This window comes from Klebsiella aerogenes KCTC 2190 (assembly GCF_000215745.1).
GTDB classification, from domain to species: domain Bacteria; phylum Pseudomonadota; class Gammaproteobacteria; order Enterobacterales; family Enterobacteriaceae; genus Klebsiella; species Klebsiella aerogenes.
In genome coordinates, this window is sequence record NC_015663.1 from 4,953,663 (window position 1) to 4,974,121 (window position 20,459).

19 protein-coding genes and 1 other annotated feature are annotated in these 20,459 nt (G+C 51.9%); of the genes, 12 read left to right on the forward strand and 7 right to left on the reverse strand.

From position 1 onward, the window contains the following. Positions 1-86: 86 nt before the first annotated feature. Positions 87-1,253, reverse strand: a complete 1,167-nt coding sequence (gene dacD, locus EAE_RS23545; protein WP_032710017.1) for a serine-type D-Ala-D-Ala carboxypeptidase DacD — start codon at positions 1,251-1,253, stop codon at positions 87-89. 393 nt (positions 1,254-1,646) lie between these two features. Here dacD and EAE_RS23550 point away from each other — a divergent pair, with 393 nt between their 5' ends. Further along, a complete protein-coding gene (locus EAE_RS23550; protein WP_015706023.1) occupies positions 1,647-2,795 on the forward strand; it encodes an acyltransferase family protein in 1,149 nt (382 codons plus the stop codon). A gap of 108 nt (positions 2,796-2,903) precedes the next feature. On the opposite strand, the gene EAE_RS23555 is transcribed toward EAE_RS23550, so the two are convergent. Next, on the reverse strand, positions 2,904-4,838 hold the full coding sequence (locus tag EAE_RS23555) for an acyltransferase family protein (protein WP_071609831.1): 1,935 nt from the start codon (positions 4,836-4,838) through the stop codon (positions 2,904-2,906). Positions 4,839-5,361: 523 nt separating this feature from the next. Between EAE_RS23555 and sbcB the strand changes: the two genes are divergently transcribed. Next, the gene (gene sbcB, locus EAE_RS23560) at positions 5,362-6,783 is read left to right on the forward strand and encodes an exodeoxyribonuclease I (protein ID WP_015706025.1); all 1,422 of its coding nucleotides are present in this window, start codon (positions 5,362-5,364) and stop codon (positions 6,781-6,783) included. 38 nt (positions 6,784-6,821) lie between these two features. Here sbcB and fusA read toward each other — a convergent pair whose 3' ends face one another. After that, positions 6,822-8,924, reverse strand: coding sequence for an elongation factor G (gene fusA / locus EAE_RS23565; protein WP_015706026.1), 2,103 nt, complete (start codon positions 8,922-8,924; stop codon positions 6,822-6,824). A gap of 238 nt (positions 8,925-9,162) precedes the next feature. Here fusA and EAE_RS23570 point away from each other — a divergent pair, with 238 nt between their 5' ends. Further along, entirely contained in the window at positions 9,163-9,474 is a 312-nt protein-coding gene (locus EAE_RS23570; RefSeq protein WP_015365828.1) for an ArsR/SmtB family transcription factor, read from the forward strand. Positions 9,475-9,585: 111 nt separating this feature from the next. Here EAE_RS23570 and plaP read toward each other — a convergent pair whose 3' ends face one another. The 4 genes from plaP to EAE_RS23590 form a co-directional block, all read right to left on the reverse strand. Continuing rightward, a complete protein-coding gene (gene plaP, locus EAE_RS23575; protein WP_015365827.1) occupies positions 9,586-10,944 on the reverse strand; it encodes a putrescine/proton symporter PlaP in 1,359 nt (452 codons plus the stop codon). Beyond that, positions 10,934-10,996, reverse strand: a complete 63-nt coding sequence (gene yoeI / locus EAE_RS25640; RefSeq protein WP_098949253.1) for a membrane protein YoeI — start codon at positions 10,994-10,996, stop codon at positions 10,934-10,936. Before yoeI ends, plaP begins: the two co-directional genes overlap by 11 nt. 236 nt (positions 10,997-11,232) lie before the next feature. Then, entirely contained in the window at positions 11,233-12,114 is an 882-nt protein-coding gene (locus EAE_RS23585; RefSeq protein ID WP_015706027.1) for a LysR family transcriptional regulator, read from the reverse strand. A 36-nt stretch (positions 12,115-12,150) separates the two neighbouring features. Next, positions 12,151-12,975 carry an SDR family oxidoreductase gene (locus EAE_RS23590; RefSeq protein ID WP_015365825.1) on the reverse strand — a complete coding sequence of 275 codons (825 nt, stop codon included), beginning with the start codon at positions 12,973-12,975 and terminating at the stop codon, positions 12,151-12,153. A gap of 176 nt (positions 12,976-13,151) precedes the next feature. On the opposite strand from EAE_RS23590, the gene hisL reads away from it, so the two are divergent. The 9 genes from hisL to hisIE all read left to right on the forward strand — a co-directional run bounded on the left by hisL (position 13,152) and on the right by hisIE (position 20,391). Further along, positions 13,152-13,202, forward strand: a complete 51-nt coding sequence (gene hisL, locus EAE_RS23595) for a his operon leader peptide (RefSeq protein ID WP_009654477.1) — start codon at positions 13,152-13,154, stop codon at positions 13,200-13,202. Then, positions 13,178-13,300, forward strand: a sequence feature (His leader region). It overlaps the preceding gene by 25 nt. A 47-nt stretch (positions 13,301-13,347) precedes the next feature. Continuing rightward, entirely contained in the window at positions 13,348-14,247 is a 900-nt protein-coding gene (gene hisG / locus EAE_RS23600) for an ATP phosphoribosyltransferase (RefSeq protein ID WP_015365824.1), read from the forward strand. A gap of 39 nt (positions 14,248-14,286) precedes the next feature. Further along, the gene (hisD, locus tag EAE_RS23605; protein ID WP_015706028.1) at positions 14,287-15,591 is read left to right on the forward strand and encodes a histidinol dehydrogenase; all 1,305 of its coding nucleotides are present in this window, start codon (positions 14,287-14,289) and stop codon (positions 15,589-15,591) included. Beyond that, entirely contained in the window at positions 15,588-16,649 is a 1,062-nt protein-coding gene (hisC, locus tag EAE_RS23610) for a histidinol-phosphate transaminase (RefSeq protein ID WP_015706029.1), read from the forward strand. Before hisD ends, hisC begins: the two co-directional genes overlap by 4 nt. Then, positions 16,646-17,713, forward strand: a complete 1,068-nt coding sequence (gene hisB, locus EAE_RS23615) for a bifunctional histidinol-phosphatase/imidazoleglycerol-phosphate dehydratase HisB (protein ID WP_015706030.1) — start codon at positions 16,646-16,648, stop codon at positions 17,711-17,713. The genes hisC and hisB overlap by 4 nt, the downstream gene beginning before the upstream one ends. Continuing rightward, a complete protein-coding gene (gene hisH, locus EAE_RS23620; protein ID WP_015365820.1) occupies positions 17,713-18,303 on the forward strand; it encodes an imidazole glycerol phosphate synthase subunit HisH in 591 nt (196 codons plus the stop codon). Before hisB ends, hisH begins: the two co-directional genes overlap by 1 nt. Then, positions 18,303-19,040: a 1-(5-phosphoribosyl)-5-[(5-phosphoribosylamino)methylideneamino]imidazole-4-carboxamide isomerase gene (hisA, locus tag EAE_RS23625; protein ID WP_015706031.1), complete on the forward strand. Its 738-nt coding sequence runs from the start codon at positions 18,303-18,305 to the stop codon at positions 19,038-19,040. Before hisH ends, hisA begins: the two co-directional genes overlap by 1 nt. Continuing rightward, a complete protein-coding gene (gene hisF, locus EAE_RS23630; RefSeq protein ID WP_015706032.1) occupies positions 19,022-19,798 on the forward strand; it encodes an imidazole glycerol phosphate synthase subunit HisF in 777 nt (258 codons plus the stop codon). The genes hisA and hisF overlap by 19 nt, the downstream gene beginning before the upstream one ends. Next, positions 19,792-20,391 (forward strand): bifunctional phosphoribosyl-AMP cyclohydrolase/phosphoribosyl-ATP diphosphatase HisIE, encoded by a 600-nt coding sequence (gene hisIE / locus EAE_RS23635; RefSeq protein WP_015706033.1) that lies wholly within the window; start codon positions 19,792-19,794, stop codon positions 20,389-20,391. Before hisF ends, hisIE begins: the two co-directional genes overlap by 7 nt. The last annotated feature ends 68 nt before the right edge of the window (positions 20,392-20,459 follow it).

Consider the following 20,459-nt stretch of genomic DNA (forward strand, 5'->3'; position numbering starts at 1 on the left):
AGTATGTGCGCGGATTCACAGAGTCGCCACAAACGCGAAATGAATAAAGCCCGCCGCAGAGTGCGGCGGGCCAGAGGGTAACAAGATTAAATGCCGTGATGCAGATAATCGCTCAGGCGGGAAAACATCCCGCCCTTGCCAACGCTTTCCAGGGTCACCAGCGGCCAATGCCCGACCACTTTGTCGCCATCGTAAAGCGAGATTTCGCCCACGCGTTGGTTAGCGGCGATCGGCGCTTCCAGATCCTTGGTATCCAGCACATATTTTGCTTTGATACGTGGAACTTCTGATTTCGGGATCGCGAGCCAGAAGTCCTGATCGGTGCCGAGCTTGATCTGCTCTTTGTCACCATACCAGATATGTTCGACGCCGACCTGCTTACCTTTTTGCAGCACCTGCACGGTGTCAAAGTTCTGTTGACCCCAGTGCAGCAGCTTAGCCGCCTGCTCTTCTCGCCCTTTTGGACTATCGGCCCCCATCACCACGGCAATCAAACGGCGCTGGCCATCGACCGCCGAGGCAATAAGATTGAAGCCCGCTCCTGAGGTATGGCCGGTTTTCAGGCCATCGACATTCATGGTTTTGTCCCACAGCAAACCGTTACGGTTCTGCTGGGTGATACCGTTCCACGTCAGGCTTTTTTCGCTATACATGTGATAGACATCCGGCTCGCCGTGAATAATCGCCCGCGACAACACCGCTAAATCATAGGCGGAGCTATGCTGGCCAGGCGCGTCGAGTCCGTGGACGGTTTCAAAATGGGTGTCTTTCAAATGCAATTTTTCAACGTAGCTATTCATCAACGCGACAAATTGCGGTTGGCTGCCGGCGACATAGTCAGCGAGCGCGACGCAGGCGTCATTACCGGAATCGACGATCAGCCCGCGGCTAAGATCGCGAACGCTAACCCGATCGCCCGCTTTAAGGAACATCAGCGAAGAACCGTTAAACACCGGATTGCCCTTGGCCCAGGCATCCTTACCGACGGTGACCATATCATCAAAGGTAATGCGATGACTGTCGATGGCGCGGTCGACAACGTAACCGGTCATCAGTTTGGTCAGGCTGGCGGGGTTACGCTGTTGGTGTTCATTACCGGCGGTCAGGATTTGACCGGTAGTGTAGTCCATCAGCACCCAGGAGCCGGCCTGGATCGATGGCGGCGTCACGGTGACGGGCAAATCAGCGGCAGCAAATGCGCAGGAAACGCTCGAAGCGAGCAAAGTTACAGCAAATAAAAAACGGCCTTTCAACGGCATATCCTCAAGATTTACAGATTCGCCGTCCTTTTTACGGAAGTTCGCCTGAGAGATCAGGGCTAAATTGCAAGAAAATATGACACAAGCGTCGCTCGATGATGAACAAAAATATAACAATCAAAAATTAATGCTAATCAAAAGTAAGAATATTGAAGACAAATAACCACACAAAACATGGCACTTAACAAGTTTGTAGCACATATAAATAATATTTCACCAGGAAAAAACTCAAATATCACGCAATTAAATATTTTTTTCGTTAACTAAAACATCACATGCGTGAGTTAAATCCTAATTATTACTCCGGAGGGTAATAGCAATAGACACATGTCCCCTTTTTATATTATTCGTTAACGAATCGTTTACATAGATTCAGATGGTGAATAAATGCATCACAATAAAAACTGGTCCCCGGAACTTGATGGGCTAAGGGGATTCGCTTCGCTATGGGTACTTCTCGGTCATATATGTATATTGACGCAATGTAACATCCCTATTTTAAGTAACCCGGGACTAGGTGTTGATCTTTTTATTCTATTGTCTGGGTATTTAATGACCAAGAATTATATAGAAAGACAGCATAAAGAACCATGGGCTTCATCCAGAACGATATTTTCATTCTGGGCAAGGCGTTTTTTCCGGATTGCGCCTCTTTATTATATTTTACTTATAGTTGCCTTCCTGTTCGGGGAAAACATCGGTCACTTCCGCGATGTTATTGCTACTGTATGGCCCGTCACTCAAACAGAAACCGCACGTTATAGAGATAGTTCGATAATCAATATCATCACTCATATCTCGTTTACTTTTGGTTTATTACCTTATTATTCATTCCGCACCGTACTTCCCGATTGGAGTATCGGCTTAGAAATGCAGTATTATGCTTTATTTCCATTCATTATGTTATTAACTATGAGACTGGGATTCGCCACTATATCACTCATTCTGATGTTATTATGTGCCGTAGCCGCTTATGTACTCCCTGAGTACTTTAGTGCGTTTCCCATGCCGTCAATGATACTCTTCAAACTTCCATTATTTATAGCAGGAATGCTGATATACAAAGCAGTATCCGAGCATAAAAAAATATATATACTGATTGCGATGATTGCTCCGTTTATTGCATTAGTCATAAAATTAAGCATTTCTTATAAGCAGCTTATTATTGAAGAGATGCTAATACTGGGAATGATGACATTACTCATCGAGCACAAAGCCAGCTCCCCGTTAAAGAGGATAGTCGATGCTGTAAGAAATCTGCTCTCGCTTCCTGTAAGCCAGTTTTTAGGTGATGTATCCTATTCCGTATACCTACTTCATCTGATGATTGTGATTCCAGTCATCGGTGTGCTTATCCAATATACTGATTTTGAAAACTTATCGGCAACATTGCGGTTTGTTATACCCACAGCAATAATCACTCCTGTCACTTATATTATAGGGGCTAACTTGTACAAATACATTGAGCGATCGGGTATCGCCATAGGGCGTAAGCTTATCAGTCAACATAGTAATAAAGAGAAGGAAATGGCCTAATATACCCTTTGTTGCCTAAAAGATATAACTGGTAATAAGCCATAAAGCTTGTAATATGCAGCATTGCCTCCGAAAAATAAAAAGCCCTGGCTTACCAGGGCTCAAAAATCACAGATGGATATCACTTAAAACGTCTTTGTTTTTTCTCAGCCATGATGGATTAAAGTGCCCCGGATCGGCATAAACATACTCGCCATCAACTTTGAGCTTACATTTCTCATCCTTACAAACTTTATCATAGATATTAATTATTTTGGCCCCAGCCTGTTGAGCCTTCTGGGCTAACAAGGAAATGAAAGACACCTGTTCTTTATCTATCTTAATATTTATATTTTCATGATCATTATAAGATAGAATTGGCTGTAGTCTTACTTTATATATCCCTGGGGTGACATCAATTATATACGGCGCATCTTTTATGAAGTACACATTTTTCCCTGCAGCAGTGAGTTGTTTAATTGTTTCCATAATACTATCGAGGGCCAAATCCTTACCTTCCCGACTATTTATTGAATAGCGTCCCTTCCCATCCGCATAAAAATAGTCTTTCTTGCTATAGAAGTACATGTACCAGGCACCACCGATAACAACATTCTGAATATTGCCTTGCTTTATTTTTTCCAAAACCGTTTTACGCATATCCCAGCAACTATCACGACGTTTATCATCGGTATACACATTCGGAACAGGAATACACCCTCCACCAGCCGCCAGAATTATTGATGGTGCGTTTTTCATATCATGAGCTTGCCCGTAAATATATTCAGCTATGTTAGCCACGTGAGAGTCCCCTAAAAACAAGTATGTCTCGCTACCATTTCCATTAATGGTATAGATACCGGTTCCATTGTTATTAAACTCATTGAGTCCGAATTCTTTATGATTATTTTTTAAAAATGTCCATTCAGTTTCTGTAGCTAATTTTATCTGATTGATACGTGAAGGGGTTCCCATTAGCATAAAGGATGATATCGGAATGACAACCATGACAGTAAAGAGTGAATATGATATACTTAATTTTTGTTTGCTTATTGGTTTCTCGACAATAACATATATCAGCATAGCCAACACAAACGAGATGACCAGACATATTGCGTTTGCTTTATTCGACTCGTGGCCAATAATAATTGAGGAAAAACTCATTAGTGGCCAATGTACCAAATACAACGGATAACTAATCAGGCCTACATATACAACTTTTCGCATTGATAAAATTCTGCTTACTATCGTATTCTCACCATAGAGAATAATTAGCGCAGAACCGAGTACTACCGGGATGGCTGAAAATCCGGGGAAGTATTTTTGAGTGGGTATGAGAAAAATGGACAGTATAACTAATACCAACCCCGATACTGCCAGTGCAGAATTTCCTTTAAAGTTGGTGTTTTTGTTTTTTATATCCGTGTAGATTACGGAAAACAAACTACCGACCATTAGTTCCCATGAACGACCAAGCGGCGAGTAATAGGCTGCTGCAGGATGATTGGATATATCATAGATATTCACCAAAAAAGAAACCAGGATAAATATCAGTATCCCTTTAACTTCGCATTTCTTCTTAACCAGCAATGTAATAATCAATGGCCAGAATATATAAAACTGTTCTTCTATGGATAGACTCCAGATGTGAAGAGTAGGTTTAAATATTGAAGCCTTATCAAAGTAACCATCCTCGCTCCATAGCAGGAAATTCTCCGTAAATATACTGGAAAAAATCACATGCTTTAGAGTCACTACGTATTCATCTGTGGATAATAAAAACCACGATAAAAACAATATCCCAATTAATGTTATAATTAATGCTGGGTAAATTCTGCGAATTCTTTTCTGATAAAATGGCAATAATGAAAAATTACCTGAAATTACTTCTTTGCGAATTATCGTTGTAATTAAAAAACCCGAGATAACAAAAAAAATATCAACGCCTATATATCCACTTCGAAAAATAGTTGGAAATGCGTGATATAAGAGTACTGACATAACTGCTATTGCTCTAAGTCCGTCAACATCCGGCCTGTATGTTAACACGCTACCTTTTGCCATTTCACCATAACCTATTGATACATATATAAAAATAAAATTAAACCCAATAAACTATAGCAGAATTTGCAACATATCATCAACAAAACATTACATTGCATGACTAAAATTAACATAGCTTATTTTTATGTCATATTTATGTAATAACTTAATTCTAATAATACGGTGTTTGGCAGTGTTTTATCACGAGCATGTACCGTGACATGGGGAGTAAGGCAATAGCATCGACTAAACTTGGCGCATCATCCACCACCTGAGTCTCGATATAAATTTAAATTAATGTTTAAATATCAACGTGAATAGAGGCGCTTCGATTCGCCGGCATATGATTTACCATGTTCGACACGTCACTCATGGCTTCTGATATCTATCCCAGCCTTTAATGGCGCCAGATATAAAATATGCTTTGATTATTGTTTTCAGTGTAAAGGTAAGCTTGCGATTTGAAGCAACACTTCATTCAAAAATTGTTGTTTATCGTTTAAAAAACAAAGAATTAACCGACACAAAGAGACTAGTTTTGACAATGAAAAATGGCGAACAACAATCCTTCCTCTTCCACGACTACGAAACCTTCGGTACCAGCCCTTCGCTCGACCGGCCGGCGCAGTTCGCCGCCATCCGTACCGATAGCGATCTGAATGTCATTGGCGAACCGGAAGTCTTCTACTGCAAGCCTGCGGACGACTACCTGCCGCAACCACAGGCGGTGATGATTACCGGAATTACGCCACAGGAAGCGCTGGCCAAAGGCGACAACGAGGCCGCTTTCGCCCGCCGCATCAACGATCTGTTCACGGTGCCGAAAACCTGTATCGTCGGCTACAACAATGTCCGCTTTGATGATGAAGTCAGCCGTAATATTTTTTACCGCAACTTTTACGATCCGTACGCCTGGAGCTGGCAGCATGATAATTCGCGCTGGGACCTGCTGGATGTGATGCGCGCCTGCTATGCCCTGCGCCCGGAAGGTATCAACTGGCCGCAAAATGAAGACGGTCTGCCAAGCTTCCGCCTTGAGCATCTGACCGTCGCGAATGGCATAGAGCATAGCAATGCCCACGATGCGATGGCCGATGTGTACGCCACTATCGCGATGGCGAAACTGGTGAAGACCCATCAGCCGCGCCTGTTTGACTATCTGTACAGTCATCGAAATAAACGCAAGCTGGCGACGTTAATCGACGTGCCGCAGTTGAAACCACTGGTCCACGTTTCCGGTATGTTCGGCGCCGCCCGCGGCAACACTAGCCTGGTCGCGCCGCTGGCCTGGCATCCGGATAACCGCAATGCGGTGATTATGGTTGACCTGGCGGGGGATATGTCGCCGTTGTTGGAGCTCGACGCCGATACATTGCGCGAGCGCCTGTATACTCCGCGAGACGAACTCGGCTATTTACCGGCAGCGCCAATTAAGCTGGTGCATTTAAACAAATGCCCGGTGCTGGCGCAGGCCAATACGTTGCGCCCGCAGGATGCCGACCGTTTAGGTATCAATACTCAGCGCTGTCTGGAGAACGCCCAACTGCTGCGCGCAAATCCGCAGGTACGTGAGAAAGTGGTGGCCCTGTATGCCGAAGCCGAACCGTTCGTGCCATCGGATAATGTTGACGCCCAACTGTACAACGGATTCTTTAGCGATGCCGATCGCGCGGCGATGAAGATAGTGCTGGAAACCGAACCGCGAAACCTGCCTGCGCTGGATATTACGTTTGCGGATAAACGCATTGAACGCCTGCTGTTTAACTACCGCGCGCGAAACTTCCCCGGTACGCTTGATGAAAACGAACAGCAGCGCTGGTTAGAGCACCGCCGTAACGTCTTTACGCCAGAGTTTTTGCAGGCCTATGCCGATGAACTGCAGGTGATGTATCAACAGTATGCTGACGATAGTGAAAAACAAGCCCTGTTGAAAGCGCTGTGGCAATATGCGCAGGAAATCGTTTAACCCGGGCCAGGCCGTCACCGTAGCCCGGGAGTACTAACTTAACTTTTCGCGCGGCTGGCGATGATATCGTCGGCCACGTTACGCGGCGCTTCTGCGTAATGATGGAACTCCATGCTATAGGTCGCGCGACCCTGCGACATCGAGCGCAGCGTGGTGGAATAACCGAACATTTCGGCCAGCGGCACATCGGCACGAATAATCTGGCTACCGAAACGCTCCTCCATCCCCTGCACCATTCCGCGACGGGAAGAGAGATCGCCCATAATATTGCCGGCGTACTCTTCCGGCGTCTCCACCTCGACGTGCATCACCGGCTCCAGGATCACCGGGTCCGCTTTTCGCGCCCCTTCCTTAAAGCCGAAAATCGCCGCCATACGGAACGCCATTTCGGAGGAGTCGACATCATGATACGAACCAAACGTCAGGGTCGCTTTAACGTCGACAACCGGATAGCCCGCCAGCACGCCGGTGCCCATCGCTTCACGCAGCCCTTTTTCCACAGAAGGGATGTATTCACGCGGTACGACCCCGCCTTTGGTGGCATCTTCAAACACAAAGCCGCTCCCCGCCGCCAATGGCTCCAGGGTCAGCACGACGTGCCCATACTGCCCCTTACCGCCGGACTGACGCACAAATTTGCCTTCCACATCCTTCACCGTTTTACGGATCGTTTCCCGATAGGTAACCTGCGGACGGCCAATATTCGCCTCAACGCCGAACTCGCGTTTCATACGGTCGACGATAATCTCCAGATGCAACTCCCCCATCCCGGAGATAATCGTCTGCCCGGACTCTTCATCGGTATGCAAGCGGAACGACGGATCTTCGGAAGCCAACCGCTGTAGCGCACTGCCCATTTTCTCCTGGTCGGCCTTGGTCTTCGGTTCAATCGCCAGCGAAATGACCGGTTCCGGGAACTCCATACGCTCAAGAGTAATGACCGCATCCGGATCGCACAGCGTATCGCCCGTCGTGACATCTTTTAGACCAACACAGGCGGCAATATCACCGGCATGCAGCTCGTCGACTTCGTGGCGATCGTTGGCATGCATCAGCACGATGCGCCCGATACGCTCTTTCTTGCCCTTCACCGGGTTAAAGACCGCATCGCCTTTTTTCAACGTCCCGGAATAGACGCGAATAAAGGTCAACTGGCCGACGTAGGGATCGGTCATGAGTTTAAACGCCAGCGCCGACAGCGGCTCATCGTCACTCGGGTGACGCTCCGCCGGTTGCCCCTTGTCATCAATGCCCTGAATCGCCGGAATATCCAGCGGCGACGGCATTAACTCAACGACCGCATCGAGCATCCGCTGCACGCCTTTATTTTTAAAGGCGCTGCCGCAGAGCACCGGCTGGATTTCGCCGCCGACCGTGCGTTTACGTAGCCCGGCCACAATTTCCGCTTCGCTCAGTTCGCCGCTTTCGAGATATTTATCCATCAGCTCATCACTGGCTTCCGCCGCGGCCGAAACCATTTTTTCCCGCCACTCCTGAGCCGTCGGCAGCAGGTCATCAGGCACAGGCGCATAGCTGAACGTCATCCCCTGCGTTGCATCATCCCACAGAATGGCCCGCATCTTTATCAGGTCGACGACGCCGGTGAAATGCTCTTCGGCGCCAATGGGGATAACAATCGGCACCGGATTGGCCTTCAGGCGATCGATCATCATTTGCACCACGCGGAAGAAATCGGCGCCCGGGCGGTCCATTTTGTTAACGAAAGCCAACCGCGGGACGTGATACTTGTTAGCCTGCCGCCAGACGGTCTCCGACTGCGGCTGCACGCCGCCGACCGAGTCATAGACCATCACCGCGCCGTCCAGCACGCGCATCGAACGTTCTACTTCGATGGTAAAGTCCACGTGCCCCGGGGTATCAATGATATTGATACGATGGGGCTCAAAGCTGCGGTCCATCCCGGGCCAGAAGCAGCTTACCGCTGCGGAAGTAATGGTAATCCCACGCTCCTGCTCCTGCGCCATCCAGTCGGTAGTTGCCGCGCCATCGTGTACTTCACCCAGCTTATGGCTCATCCCGGTGTAAAACAGAATGCGCTCAGTGGTGGTGGTTTTGCCGGCATCGATATGCGCGGAGATACCGATGTTGCGATAACGTTCGAGGGGGATGGGTCGGGGCATGATGCGTCCTTAGTCATTTTGACTGTCAATGAGCGGCTAAATCTGCCGCGGTTAGGTTTACGGCATCTATAATAGTACAACTGTACGAGTACACTCGAACTATTTTTACTATCACTGCTATCGGTCAGCTTGCGACGGCGCGCGTGGCGCAAGAAAAGGAGTTTGGGTATAGTAGCCGCCAGCCGCCGATACGGGTTGCTGTTCGCGTGAACAGCACAACCGCCGACACAGGAATATTATGATCGCCAATCACCCCGAACGTGAACAAATTCGCCTCGAAAATGTTCTTTTTGCCCTGGGCAACCCCTTGCGGCTGGAAATCATTCGCACGCTCTCCGACGGCAGCGAGCAGAGTTGTAACGCATTGCGCAAAGAAGATATCGCGAAATCCACCATGACTCACCACTGGCGGGTGCTGCGCGACAGCGGCGTGATCTGGCAACGTCCTCAGGGGCGGGAAAATCTCATTTCGCTTCGCCGCGACGATTTGGATGCCCGTTTTCCAGGGCTGTTGGATACGCTGCTTAATGTGATGCGACAGGAGAAGTAAGCCATCCCTGTGCCCCCGGCAAAGCGACAGTCGCCAGCGGGGAAAAGCAGCGGACGCCAGAAACAAAAAAGCCGGAGGTTTCCCTCCGGCTTTTCTTATCATAAAGCGTAATTACGCAACGTCTTCGTACTGCGGTACCGGGTTGCGGAAGCTTTTGGTTACGCACGCCAGGTAAATCAGACCGATACCGGCCCAGATCAGACCCAGGATCATCGAGCTCTCTTCCAGGTTAACCCACAGCGCGCCAACGGTCAGGGCGCCGCACATCGGCAGGAACAGATACTGGAAGTGGTCTTTCAGCGTCTTGTTGCGTTTCTCGCGGATCCAGAACTGCGAGATAACCGACAGGTTAACGAAGGTGAACGCCACCAGCGCACCGAAGTTAATCAGCGCAGTCGCCATCACCAGGTCAAAGTTAATCGCCAGCAGCGCGATCGCGCCAACCAGGATGATGTTCATCGCCGGGGTGCGCCAGGTCGGATGCACGTAGCCGAAGAAGCTTTTCGGGAATACGCCATCACGGCCCATCACGTACATCAGACGCGCAACGCCAGCATGCGCCGCCATACCGGAAGCCAGCACGGTGATGGTGGAGAAGATCAGCGCGCCTACCTGGAAGGCTTTACCTGCCACATACAGCATAATTTCAGGCTGTGAGGCATCCGGATCCTTAAAGCGCGAGATATCCGGGAAGTACAGCTGCAGGAAGTAGGTGGCAAAAATGAAGATCAGGCCGCCAATCAGCGCAGTCAGGAAGATAGCGCGCGGAATAACGCGTTCTGCATCTTTGGTCTCTTCAGACAGATTGCTGATGCCGTCAAAGCCGGTAAATGAGAAGCAGAGAATCGTCGCCCCGGTAATCATCGGGATAACGTGCGCATCGCCGGACCAGAACGGACGACTGCTGGCCAGCGTACCGGCGCCCTCGCCTTCAAATACGCCATACACCACCATGCCGAGGATCACGGCAATCAGTACCACCTGCAGCACCACGATAACGGTGTTGAAGTTGGCGACGGACTTGATGCTGCGCAGGTTAAAGGCGGTCATGAACGCGACCAGCGCGATAACAAACACCCACGATGGAATCGAAGGCACCAGCGCTTCAAAGTAGATTTTCGCCAGCAGGATGTTGATCATCGGCGCGAACAGGTAGTCGAGCAGAGAGGACCAACCCACCATGAAGCCTACGGTCGGGCTAATGGATTTCTGGGCGTAGGTATACGCGGAACCCGCGGAAGGATAACGGCGAACCAGCTTCCCGTAGCTCAGCGCAGTAAAAAGAATAGCGATTAACGCAAAGGCGTAGGCCGTCGGCACGTGACCGTCGGTCATACCAGAGACGATACCAAACGTATCGAACAGCGTCATCGGCTGCATATAGGCCAAGCCCATCATTACAACCGGAACTAACGTAAGGGTTTTACGTAATTCCACGCGAGAGGTATTTGGAGTAGCGTTATGCGACATAGTTATCCCCTTTTACGGCGAAGGCCAGCGCGTAAGCAAAAAATTGCCCCATTTCTTTCTATTCCTCAGCGACAACGACTGTCGGTTTTTAGTAAATATCTATCCGGTACGAAGCCCGGCCTCTTGGTATTGAATGATGTGTCTTTCGACCAAAAAAATAACCGACACTTTAAAAAAAGCGTCGGCTAGTCTCTGGTTTTCAGGCTGCGTATTTTGCAACAACTTCTGGCTTAATGACAAGATGTTGAAAGGTTTATTAATAGGCTAAGAATTCTAACCGCCTAATATTCATACTATTTTAGTATTGTAGATCTGACGAATAGCACTATTTGCTAATATCGCTTGTAACCACCATTGCGCGGCAAGGCCAAAAACGTCTTCATTCCAGCCAATCCATGCCCGATGCAGCCGCGCGGGTGTGCTAATACGTTTCTCGACCACTTTTCCCTTCTCCAGCCAGGCCTCTGCCAGATAGCGCGGCAGGTAAGCCCAGCCCAGCCCGGCGCAAACCAGCTCCAGCAGGCTATTCATATCATAAACCGTCACACTCTCCTGCTTTTCGCTTTGCAGCAACCCGGCATTGCAAATAATCGCCCGATATCGCTGTAACACCCGCAAATTCAACGGTTCCTTAGCCTGCGCCAGCGGATGATTAATCGCGACCACAAAACACAGATCCACATCGCCAAGCAGACTAAAACCATAACCCAACAGCGTTGGCGGCTCGTTAAGCGCGCCCAGCACCATGTCGACCTCGCCTGCCGCCAGAGCATCCCAACCACCAGCGCTAGTGAACTGCAAACGGGTCACGTTGCGTTGTTGATAAAACTGTTCCATCAGTGAAGTTAAAAGAGAGAAAGGAAAAGTCATATCGACACTGATGGTCAGGGTATTTTCCCAGCCCTGATGTAGCCTGATGGCCTGCAGCTCAAGTTCGCGAGCGGTATGGAGTAGCTCACGTCCTTTCTCCAGCAGCATCTGCCCGGTGCCAGTAAAGCGCGCCCGATGACCGCTGCGATCCAGCAGTTGGATATTCAGATCGCTTTCTAATTTATGGATGGTATAGCTCAGCGCCGAGGGGGTTTTATAGAGCTTTGCCGAAGCCGCGGCAAAGCTCCCCTCTTTTTCTAAGGCATCAAGAATAACGAGAACATCCAGCAGTGGTTTCATCGCCCCCCCTTACGGTACGCGATCGTCTGCTGGCGATTACTCCATTGGCATCACCAGCGGATCGGGGTACTGGTATTCAAAGCCAAGCTCATAGCATATCCGGTTGCCATCAATGATTTTGCCTTTACCCCCCTCCGGGTTATCGGTAAATACCGGTAACGGCAGCCCAAGTTCACGGGCCATCTGCGGATAAAAGACGCCGCGCGCCGGATGCTGCGGCGCACATATATTATAGATGTGTCCGCCTTTCGGGGCCTGAAGCAATAGCTCAATCGCGGCAATAACGTCCTGCAGATGCACCAGGTTGACCCCGTGCTGGCCATCCGGTGCCGATTTACCGGCAAAGAAACGGCCCGGATGGCGCGATGGCCCAACCAACCCGGCGAGACGCAGAATATCCACCGAGGTGCCCGGCAACGCATGCAGCCAGTCTTCCAGCTCTTTCAGTACCCTGCCGCTGGCGGTTTGTGGATTGCGCGGCGAATTTTCCTTCATCGTCCCTTCAGTATTGCCATAAACCGAGGTCGAACTGGTAAAAATAATGCGTGGAATATGCCGCGAGAGCGCGGTATCAACAATCTCCTGCACCGCCTGTAGATAAAAATCTTCCCCGGGGCCCGTGCGCCGCGCAGGTAACGTGATAACCAGCGCATCGACGTTCATCATCGCGTCCAGATCCTCAGCCTCACAGATCAGCTGGGGTTCAAGACGCAGCGGATATCCTTCAATACCGCACATCCGCGCCGCCTCCACGCCGTCCTGCGTCGTTTTACTGCCGGTGACATGCCAACCGCGCGCGCGCAATGACAACGCAAGCGGCATGCCCAGCCACCCTAACCCGACAATCGCGACCTTTTTCATACCCTGGCTCCTGACTCATTCGCTGTGCTGATACTAGGCTACGCTAGCCCGCGAGACCTGACAATTTGTTCGACGAATATGAAATGAATTAATGATGGAAAAAAGGGCTTGCTTTATGCGCCGGAACTGGTTTAGGTTAAAAGACATCAAATGCATAGTCATTCAAAGAGAATTTTATGAACAGCGTTCAATTTAAAAACCACCATCATCACCATCATCCTGACTAGTCTTTCAGGCGATGTGTGCTGGAAGACGTTTGGATCTTCCAGTGGTGCATGAACGCAAAGAGAGCCCCCGGAAGATTCACTTCCGGGGGCTTTTTTTTGGACCGAATTCGGACAGATTCAGACAGGTATTCAGAGGAAAACAACAATGTTAGACAACACCCGTTTACGCATAGCTATTCAGAAATCCGGCCGTTTGAGTGAAGATTCACGCGAACTGCTTGGCCGCTGCGGCATTAAAGTCAACCTGCACACCCAGCGTCTGATCGCCCTTGCGGAAAACATGCCGATCGATATTCTGCGCGTTCGCGATGACGATATTCCGGGGCTGGTGATGGACGGCGTTGTCGACCTTGGCATTATCGGCGAGAACGTGCTGGAAGAAGAGCTGCTGAGCCGCCGCGCGCAGGGCGAAGACCCGCGCTATTTCACCCTGCGCCGTCTCGATTTTGGCGGATGCCGTCTGTCGCTGGCGACACCGGTGGATGAAAACTGGAATGGCCCGGCGGCGCTGGACGGCAAACGCATCGCCACCTCTTACCCGCACCTGTTAAAACGCTATCTCGATCAGAAAGGTATCTCCTTTAAATCCTGTCTGCTAAACGGTTCTGTCGAAGTCGCCCCGCGCGCTGGCCTTGCCGACGCCATCTGCGATCTCGTTTCTACCGGCGCAACCCTTGAAGCTAACGGCCTGCGCGAAGTTGAAGTTATTTATCGTTCCAAAGCCTGCCTGATCCAGCGTGACGGCGAGATGGACGAGGCGAAACAGCAGCTGATCGACCGTCTGCTGACCCGCATTCAGGGGGTTATCCAGGCCCGCGAATCGAAATACATCATGATGCACGCGCCGACCGAACGGCTGGAGGAAGTGGTGGCGCTGCTGCCGGGCGCCGAACGACCAACTATTCTGCCGCTGGCGGGCGATAAACAGCGGGTAGCGATGCACATGGTCAGCAGCGAAACCCTGTTCTGGGAAACCATGGAAAAACTGAAAGCGCTTGGCGCCAGCTCCATCCTGGTGCTGCCGATCGAGAAGATGATGGAGTAATCCAGCTATCCGCATACGGGACAAACAGGGGAAATGACCATGAGCTTCAATACCATTATCGACTGGAATAGCTGCAGCGCCGCACAACAGCAACAACTCTTAATGCGCCCGGCGATTTCAGCTTCCGAGAGCATCAGCAAAACGGTAGCCGGGATCCTCGCTAACGTTAAAGAGAATGGCGATGCCGCTTTACGCGAATATAGCGCCAAATTCGATAAAACCACCGTCACGGCGCTGAAAGTATCTGACGAAGAAATTGCCGCTGCCGGCGCGCGTCTCAGCGACGAACTCAAACAAGCGATGGCGGTAGCGGTCAACAATATCGAGACCTTTCACAACGCGCAGCAGTTGCAGGTTGTCGATGTTGAAACCCAGCCCGGCGTACGCTGCCAGCAGCTTACCCGCCCTATCGCCTCCGTCGGCTTATATATTCCGGGCGGCTCGGCGCCGCTGTTTTCAACGGTGCTGATGCTGGCAACGCCAGCACGCATTGCCGGCTGTCAGGAAGTGGTGTTGTGTTCGCCGCCGCCGATTGCCGATGAAATTCTTTATGCGGCGCAGCTGTGCGGCGTGCGTAATATCTTTAACGTCGGCGGCGCGCAGGCTATCGCGGCAATGGCCTTCGGCACCGAATCGGTGGCGAAAGTCGCTAAAATCTTTGGCCCTGGCAACGCCTTCGTCACCGAGGCCAAGCGCCAGGTCAGCCAGCGCCTTGACGGCGCGGCTATCGACATGCCTGCCGGCCCGTCTGAAGTACTGGTGATTGCCGACGGCGGCGCGACGCCGGATTTCGTCGCCTCCGATTTACTCTCCCAGGCGGAACATGGCCCGGATTCCCAGGTTATCCTGCTGACCCCCGACGCCGACATGGGCTCCCGGGTCGCCGCTGCGGTTGAACGTCAGCTAGCGGCCCTGCCGCGTGCCGAAACCGCGCGTGAAGCGCTTTCCGCCAGCCGTATCATTGTCGCTCGCGATCTCGCGCAATGTGTAGAGATCTCAAATCAGTACGGACCGGAGCACCTGATTATCCAGACCCGCAACGCCCGTGAACTGGTTGACGGCATTACCAGCGCTGGTTCGGTATTCCTCGGCGACTGGTCGCCAGAATCGGCAGGTGATTACGCCTCCGGCACCAACCACGTGCTGCCGACCTACGGCTACACTGCCACCTGTTCCAGCCTCGGTCTGGCGGATTTCCAAAAGCGCATGACCGTACAGGAGCTGACGCGTGAAGGCTTCGCCGCCCTCGCCCCAACTATCGAGATCCTGGCCGCAGCCGAACTGCTGACCGCCCACAAAAACGCCGTGACGCTACGCGTAGCCGCCCTTAAGGAGCAAGCATGAGCATTGAAGACTTAGCCCGCGCCAATATCCGCGCGCTGACGCCGTATCAATCCGCCCGCCGTCTTGGGGGAAAAGGCGACGTGTGGTTGAACGCCAACGAATTCCCCACGGCCGTGGAATTCCAGCTAACCGAACAGACGCTGAACCGCTATCCGGAGCCGCAGCCGAAAGCGGTTATCGAAAACTACGCGCACTATGCTGGCGTAACACCAGAGCAGGTACTGGTGAGCCGTGGGGCTGACGAAGGTATCGAGTTATTGATCCGCGCTTTTTGCGAACCCGGCGAGGACGCGGTCCTTTATTGCCCGCCTACCTACGGTATGTATAGCGTCAGCGCCGAAACTATCGGCGTTGAGTGCCGCACGGTGCCGACGCTCGCCGACTGGCAGCTCGATTTACCGGGTATCGAAGCGAATCTCACCGGCGTGAAAGTGGTGTTTGTCTGCAGCCCAAATAATCCGACCGGGCAGATTATCAACCCGCAAGATTTCCGCGCCCTGCTGGAAATGACGCGCGGTAAAGCGATCGTGGTAGCGGATGAAGCCTATATTGAGTTCTGCCCGCAGGCGTCGCTCGCTGGTTGGCTAAATGAATACCCGCACCTGGTTATCCTGCGCACCTTATCGAAAGCCTTTGCGCTGGCGGGGTTGCGCTGCGGTTTTACGCTGGCTAACGCAGAGGTAATTAATGTACTGCTAAAAGTCATCGCACCTTATCCGCTCTCGACGCCGGTCGCCGATATCGCCGCCCAGGCGTTGAGCCCGGCAGGAATTGCCGCTATGCGCGCACGCGTGGCGCAGATCCTGGATGAACGCGCATACCTGGTCGATGCGCTGCGCGAGATCGCCTGCGTCGAACAGGTGTTCGATTCCGAGACCAACTACCTGCTGGCGCGGATAACCGCCTCCAGCGCGGTGTTTAAATCTTTGTGGGATCAGGGCATTATCTTACGTGACCAAAATAAACAACCCTCATTAAGCGGCTGTTTGCGTATCACTATCGGTACCCGTGCAGAGAGCCAGCGCGTGATTGACGCTTTGACTGCGGAGAATGTATGACCCAGAAGTTTCTCTTTATTGACCGTGACGGTACGCTTATCTCTGAACCGCCAGTTGATTTTCAGGTAGACCGGTTTGAAAAACTGGCCTTCGAGCCGCAGGTGATCCCGGCGCTGCTTAAGCTGCAGCAGGAAGGTTACAAGCTGGTGATGATCACCAACCAGGACGGCCTTGGTACCGAAAGCCTGCCGCAGGAGGAATTCGACGGCCCGCACAACCTGATGATGCAGGTCTTCTCCTCGCAGGGCGTTAACTTTGAATCCGTCCTGATCTGCCCGCACATGCCTGGTGATAACTGTGACTGCCGCAAGCCGAAGACCCAGATGGTATTGCCGTGGCTGGAAGACGGCGTGATGGATAAAGCCCACAGTTACGTCATCGGCGACCGCGCCACCGATATCGAGTTGGCGGATAACATGGGTATCACCGGCCTGCGCTATAACAGTGAAACGCTGAACTGGCCGGCCATATGCGAACAGCTGACCCGTCGCGACCGCTATGCTCACGTTGAGCGCATCACCAAAGAGACCCAGGTTGACGTTAAAGTCTGGCTGGACCGTGAAGGCAGCAGCAAGATCCACACCGGCGTTGGTTTCTTCGATCACATGCTCGATCAGATTGCCACCCACGGCGGCTTTCGCCTGGAAATTAACGTCGGCGGCGATCTTTACATCGACGATCACCACACCGTAGAAGATACCGGCCTGGCGTTAGGCGAAGCGTTGAAGCTGGCGCTAGGTGATAAGCGCGGCATTAACCGCTTTGGCTTTGTGCTGCCGATGGATGAGTGCCTGGCGCGCTGCGCGCTGGATATCTCTGGCCGTCCGCACCTCGAATATAAAGCTGACTTCACCTATCAGCGCGTTGGCGACCTGAGCACCGAGATGGTCGAACACTTCTTCCGCTCGCTCTCCTATACCATGGCGGTGACGCTGCACCTGAAAACCAAAGGTAAAAACGATCATCACCGCGTCGAGAGCCTGTTCAAAGCCTTCGGTCGTACGCTGCGCCAGGCCATTCGGGTCCAGGGCGACACGTTGCCATCGTCAAAAGGGGTATTGTGATGAACGTGGTGATCCTCGATACCGGGTGCGCCAACCTCAACTCGGTGAAATCTGCGGTGAGCCGCCACGGCTATGAGCCAGTGGTCAGCCGCGAGCCGGATGTTGTTCTACGCGCCGATAAACTTTTTCTGCCCGGCGTCGGCACCGCGCAGGCTGCGATGGATCAGCTGCGCGAACGTGAGCTCATTGATCTTATTAAAGCTTGTACCCAGCCGGTGCTGGGGATCTGTCTTGGCATGCAGTTACTCGGGAGCCGTAGCGAAGAGACAAACGGCGTCGAGCTGCTGGGCATTATTGATGAAGAGGTGCCGAAAATGACCGATCACGGACTGCCACTGCCGCATATGGGATGGAACCGGGTGTATGCCAAAGCCGGCGATCGCCTGTTCCGCGGCATTGAAGAAGGCGCTTATTTCTATTTCGTCCATAGCTACGCCATGCCGGTCAACCCGTACACTATCGCGCAATGCAACTACGGCGAGGCCTTCACCGCGGCGGTACAGAAAGATAACTTCTTTGGCGTACAGTTCCACCCTGAGCGCTCAGGTAGCGCCGGTGCGCAGCTGCTGAAAAATTTCCTGGAGATGTAATGATCATTCCAGCTTTAGATTTAATTGACGGTACCGTGGTGCGCCTGCATCAGGGCGACTACGGCCAGCAACGCGACTATGGCAACGATCCGTTACCACGCCTGCAATCCTATGCAGACCAGGGCGCGGAAGTATTGCACCTGGTCGATCTGACCGGAGCAAAAGATCCGGCAAAACGCCAGATTCCGCTGCTTAAGACCTTAGTCGCCGGCGTTACGGTACCGGTACAAGTCGGCGGCGGCGTACGTACGGAAGAAGACGTTGCCGCACTGCTTGACGCCGGCGTGGCGCGCGTGGTGGTCGGTTCAACGGCGGTAAAATCGCCGGAGGTGGTCAAAGCCTGGTTTAAACGCTTTGGCCCCGAACATCTGGTACTGGCGCTGGACGTACGCATTGATGCCGATGGCAATAAACAGGTGGCGGTGAGCGGCTGGCAGGAAAACTCTGGCGTCACTCTGGAAGAGCTGGTGGAAAGCTATCTGCCGGTCGGCTTGCAACATGTGCTGTGTACCGATATCTCCCGCGATGGCACTCTCACGGGTTCCAACGTCTCACTGTATGAAGAAGTCTGCGCGCGTTATCCGCAGGTGGCGTTCCAGTCTTCCGGCGGGATCGGCGGTCTCAACGATATCGCCGCGCTGCGCGGAACCGGCGTTCGCGGCGTGATCGTCGGCCGCGCGCTGCTGGAAGGTAAATTCAACGTAACGGAGGCTATCCAATGCTGGCAAAACGGATAATCCCCTGCCTTGACGTCCGCGACGGCCAGGTAGTGAAAGGCGTACAGTTCCGCAATCACGAAATTATCGGTGATATTGTGCCGCTGGCAAAACGCTATGCCGATGAAGGCGCGGATGAACTGGTGTTCTACGATATCACCGCCTCCAGCGATGGCCGGGTAGTCGATAAAAGTTGGGTTTCGCGCGTGGCGGAAGTGATTGATATTCCATTCTGCGTCGCGGGTGGAATTAAGTCGCTGGAAGACGCGGCACAGATCCTCTCCTTCGGCGCCGACAAAATTTCAATTAACTCGCCTGCGCTTGCGGATCCGACGTTAATCACCCGTCTCGCCGATCGCTTTGGCGTGCAGTGCATCGTGGTAGGTATCGATACCTGGTTTGATGAACAAACCGGTAAATATCACGTTAATCAGTACACCGGCGATGAGAGCCGGACTCGCGTCACCCAATGGGAGACGCTGGATTGGGTGCAGGAAGTACAAAAGCGCGGAGCGGGAGAAATCGTCCTCAACATGATGAACCAGGACGGTGTGCGCAACGGTTATGATCTGGAACAGCTCAGAAAGGTCCGTGAAGTGTGTAACGTTCCGTTGATTGCCTCCGGCGGCGCCGGAACCATGGAGCACTTCCTTGAGGCCTTCCGCGACGCCAACGTCGACGGCGCCCTCGCCGCTTCCGTGTTCCATAAACAGATTATTAATATTGGCGAATTAAAAACGTTCCTGGCAGCCCAGGGCGTGGAGATCAGGGTATGTTGAGTGAACAGCTGGATTGGCAAAAAACCGACGGCATGATGCCGGCCATCATACAGCACGCTGAATCTGGCGAAGTGTTAATGCTGGGATATATGAATGAGGACGCGCTGGCGAAAACGCAAGAAAGCGGCAAAGTGACCTTCTACTCGCGCACCAAACAGCGCCTGTGGACAAAGGGTGAAACCTCCGGCAACTTTCTTAATGTGGTCAGCATCACCCCGGATTGCGATAACGATACCTTGTTAGTGTTGGTCAACCCGATAGGCCCAACCTGCCACAAAGGGACGTCAAGCTGCTTTGGAGAAACCGGACACCAGTGGCTGTTCCTCTATCAACTGGAACAACTGCTGGCCGAGCGCAAACATGCTGACCCGGAAAGTTCCTACACTGCGAAACTGTATGCCAGCGGCACCAAACGTATTGCGCAGAAAGTTGGGGAAGAAGGCGTGGAGACCGCGCTGGCCGCGACGGTAAATGACAAGTTTGAATTGAAGAATGAAGCGTCGGATCTGATGTATCACCTGCTGGTGCTGCTGCAGGACCAGGGGCTGAATTTAGGGGAAGTGATTGATAATTTAAGGGCGAGACATAAGTAATACATCCCCCTTGGCCATAAACATAAAAGGGCAGATTTGGTGACAAAACCTGCCCTTTTATTATATCA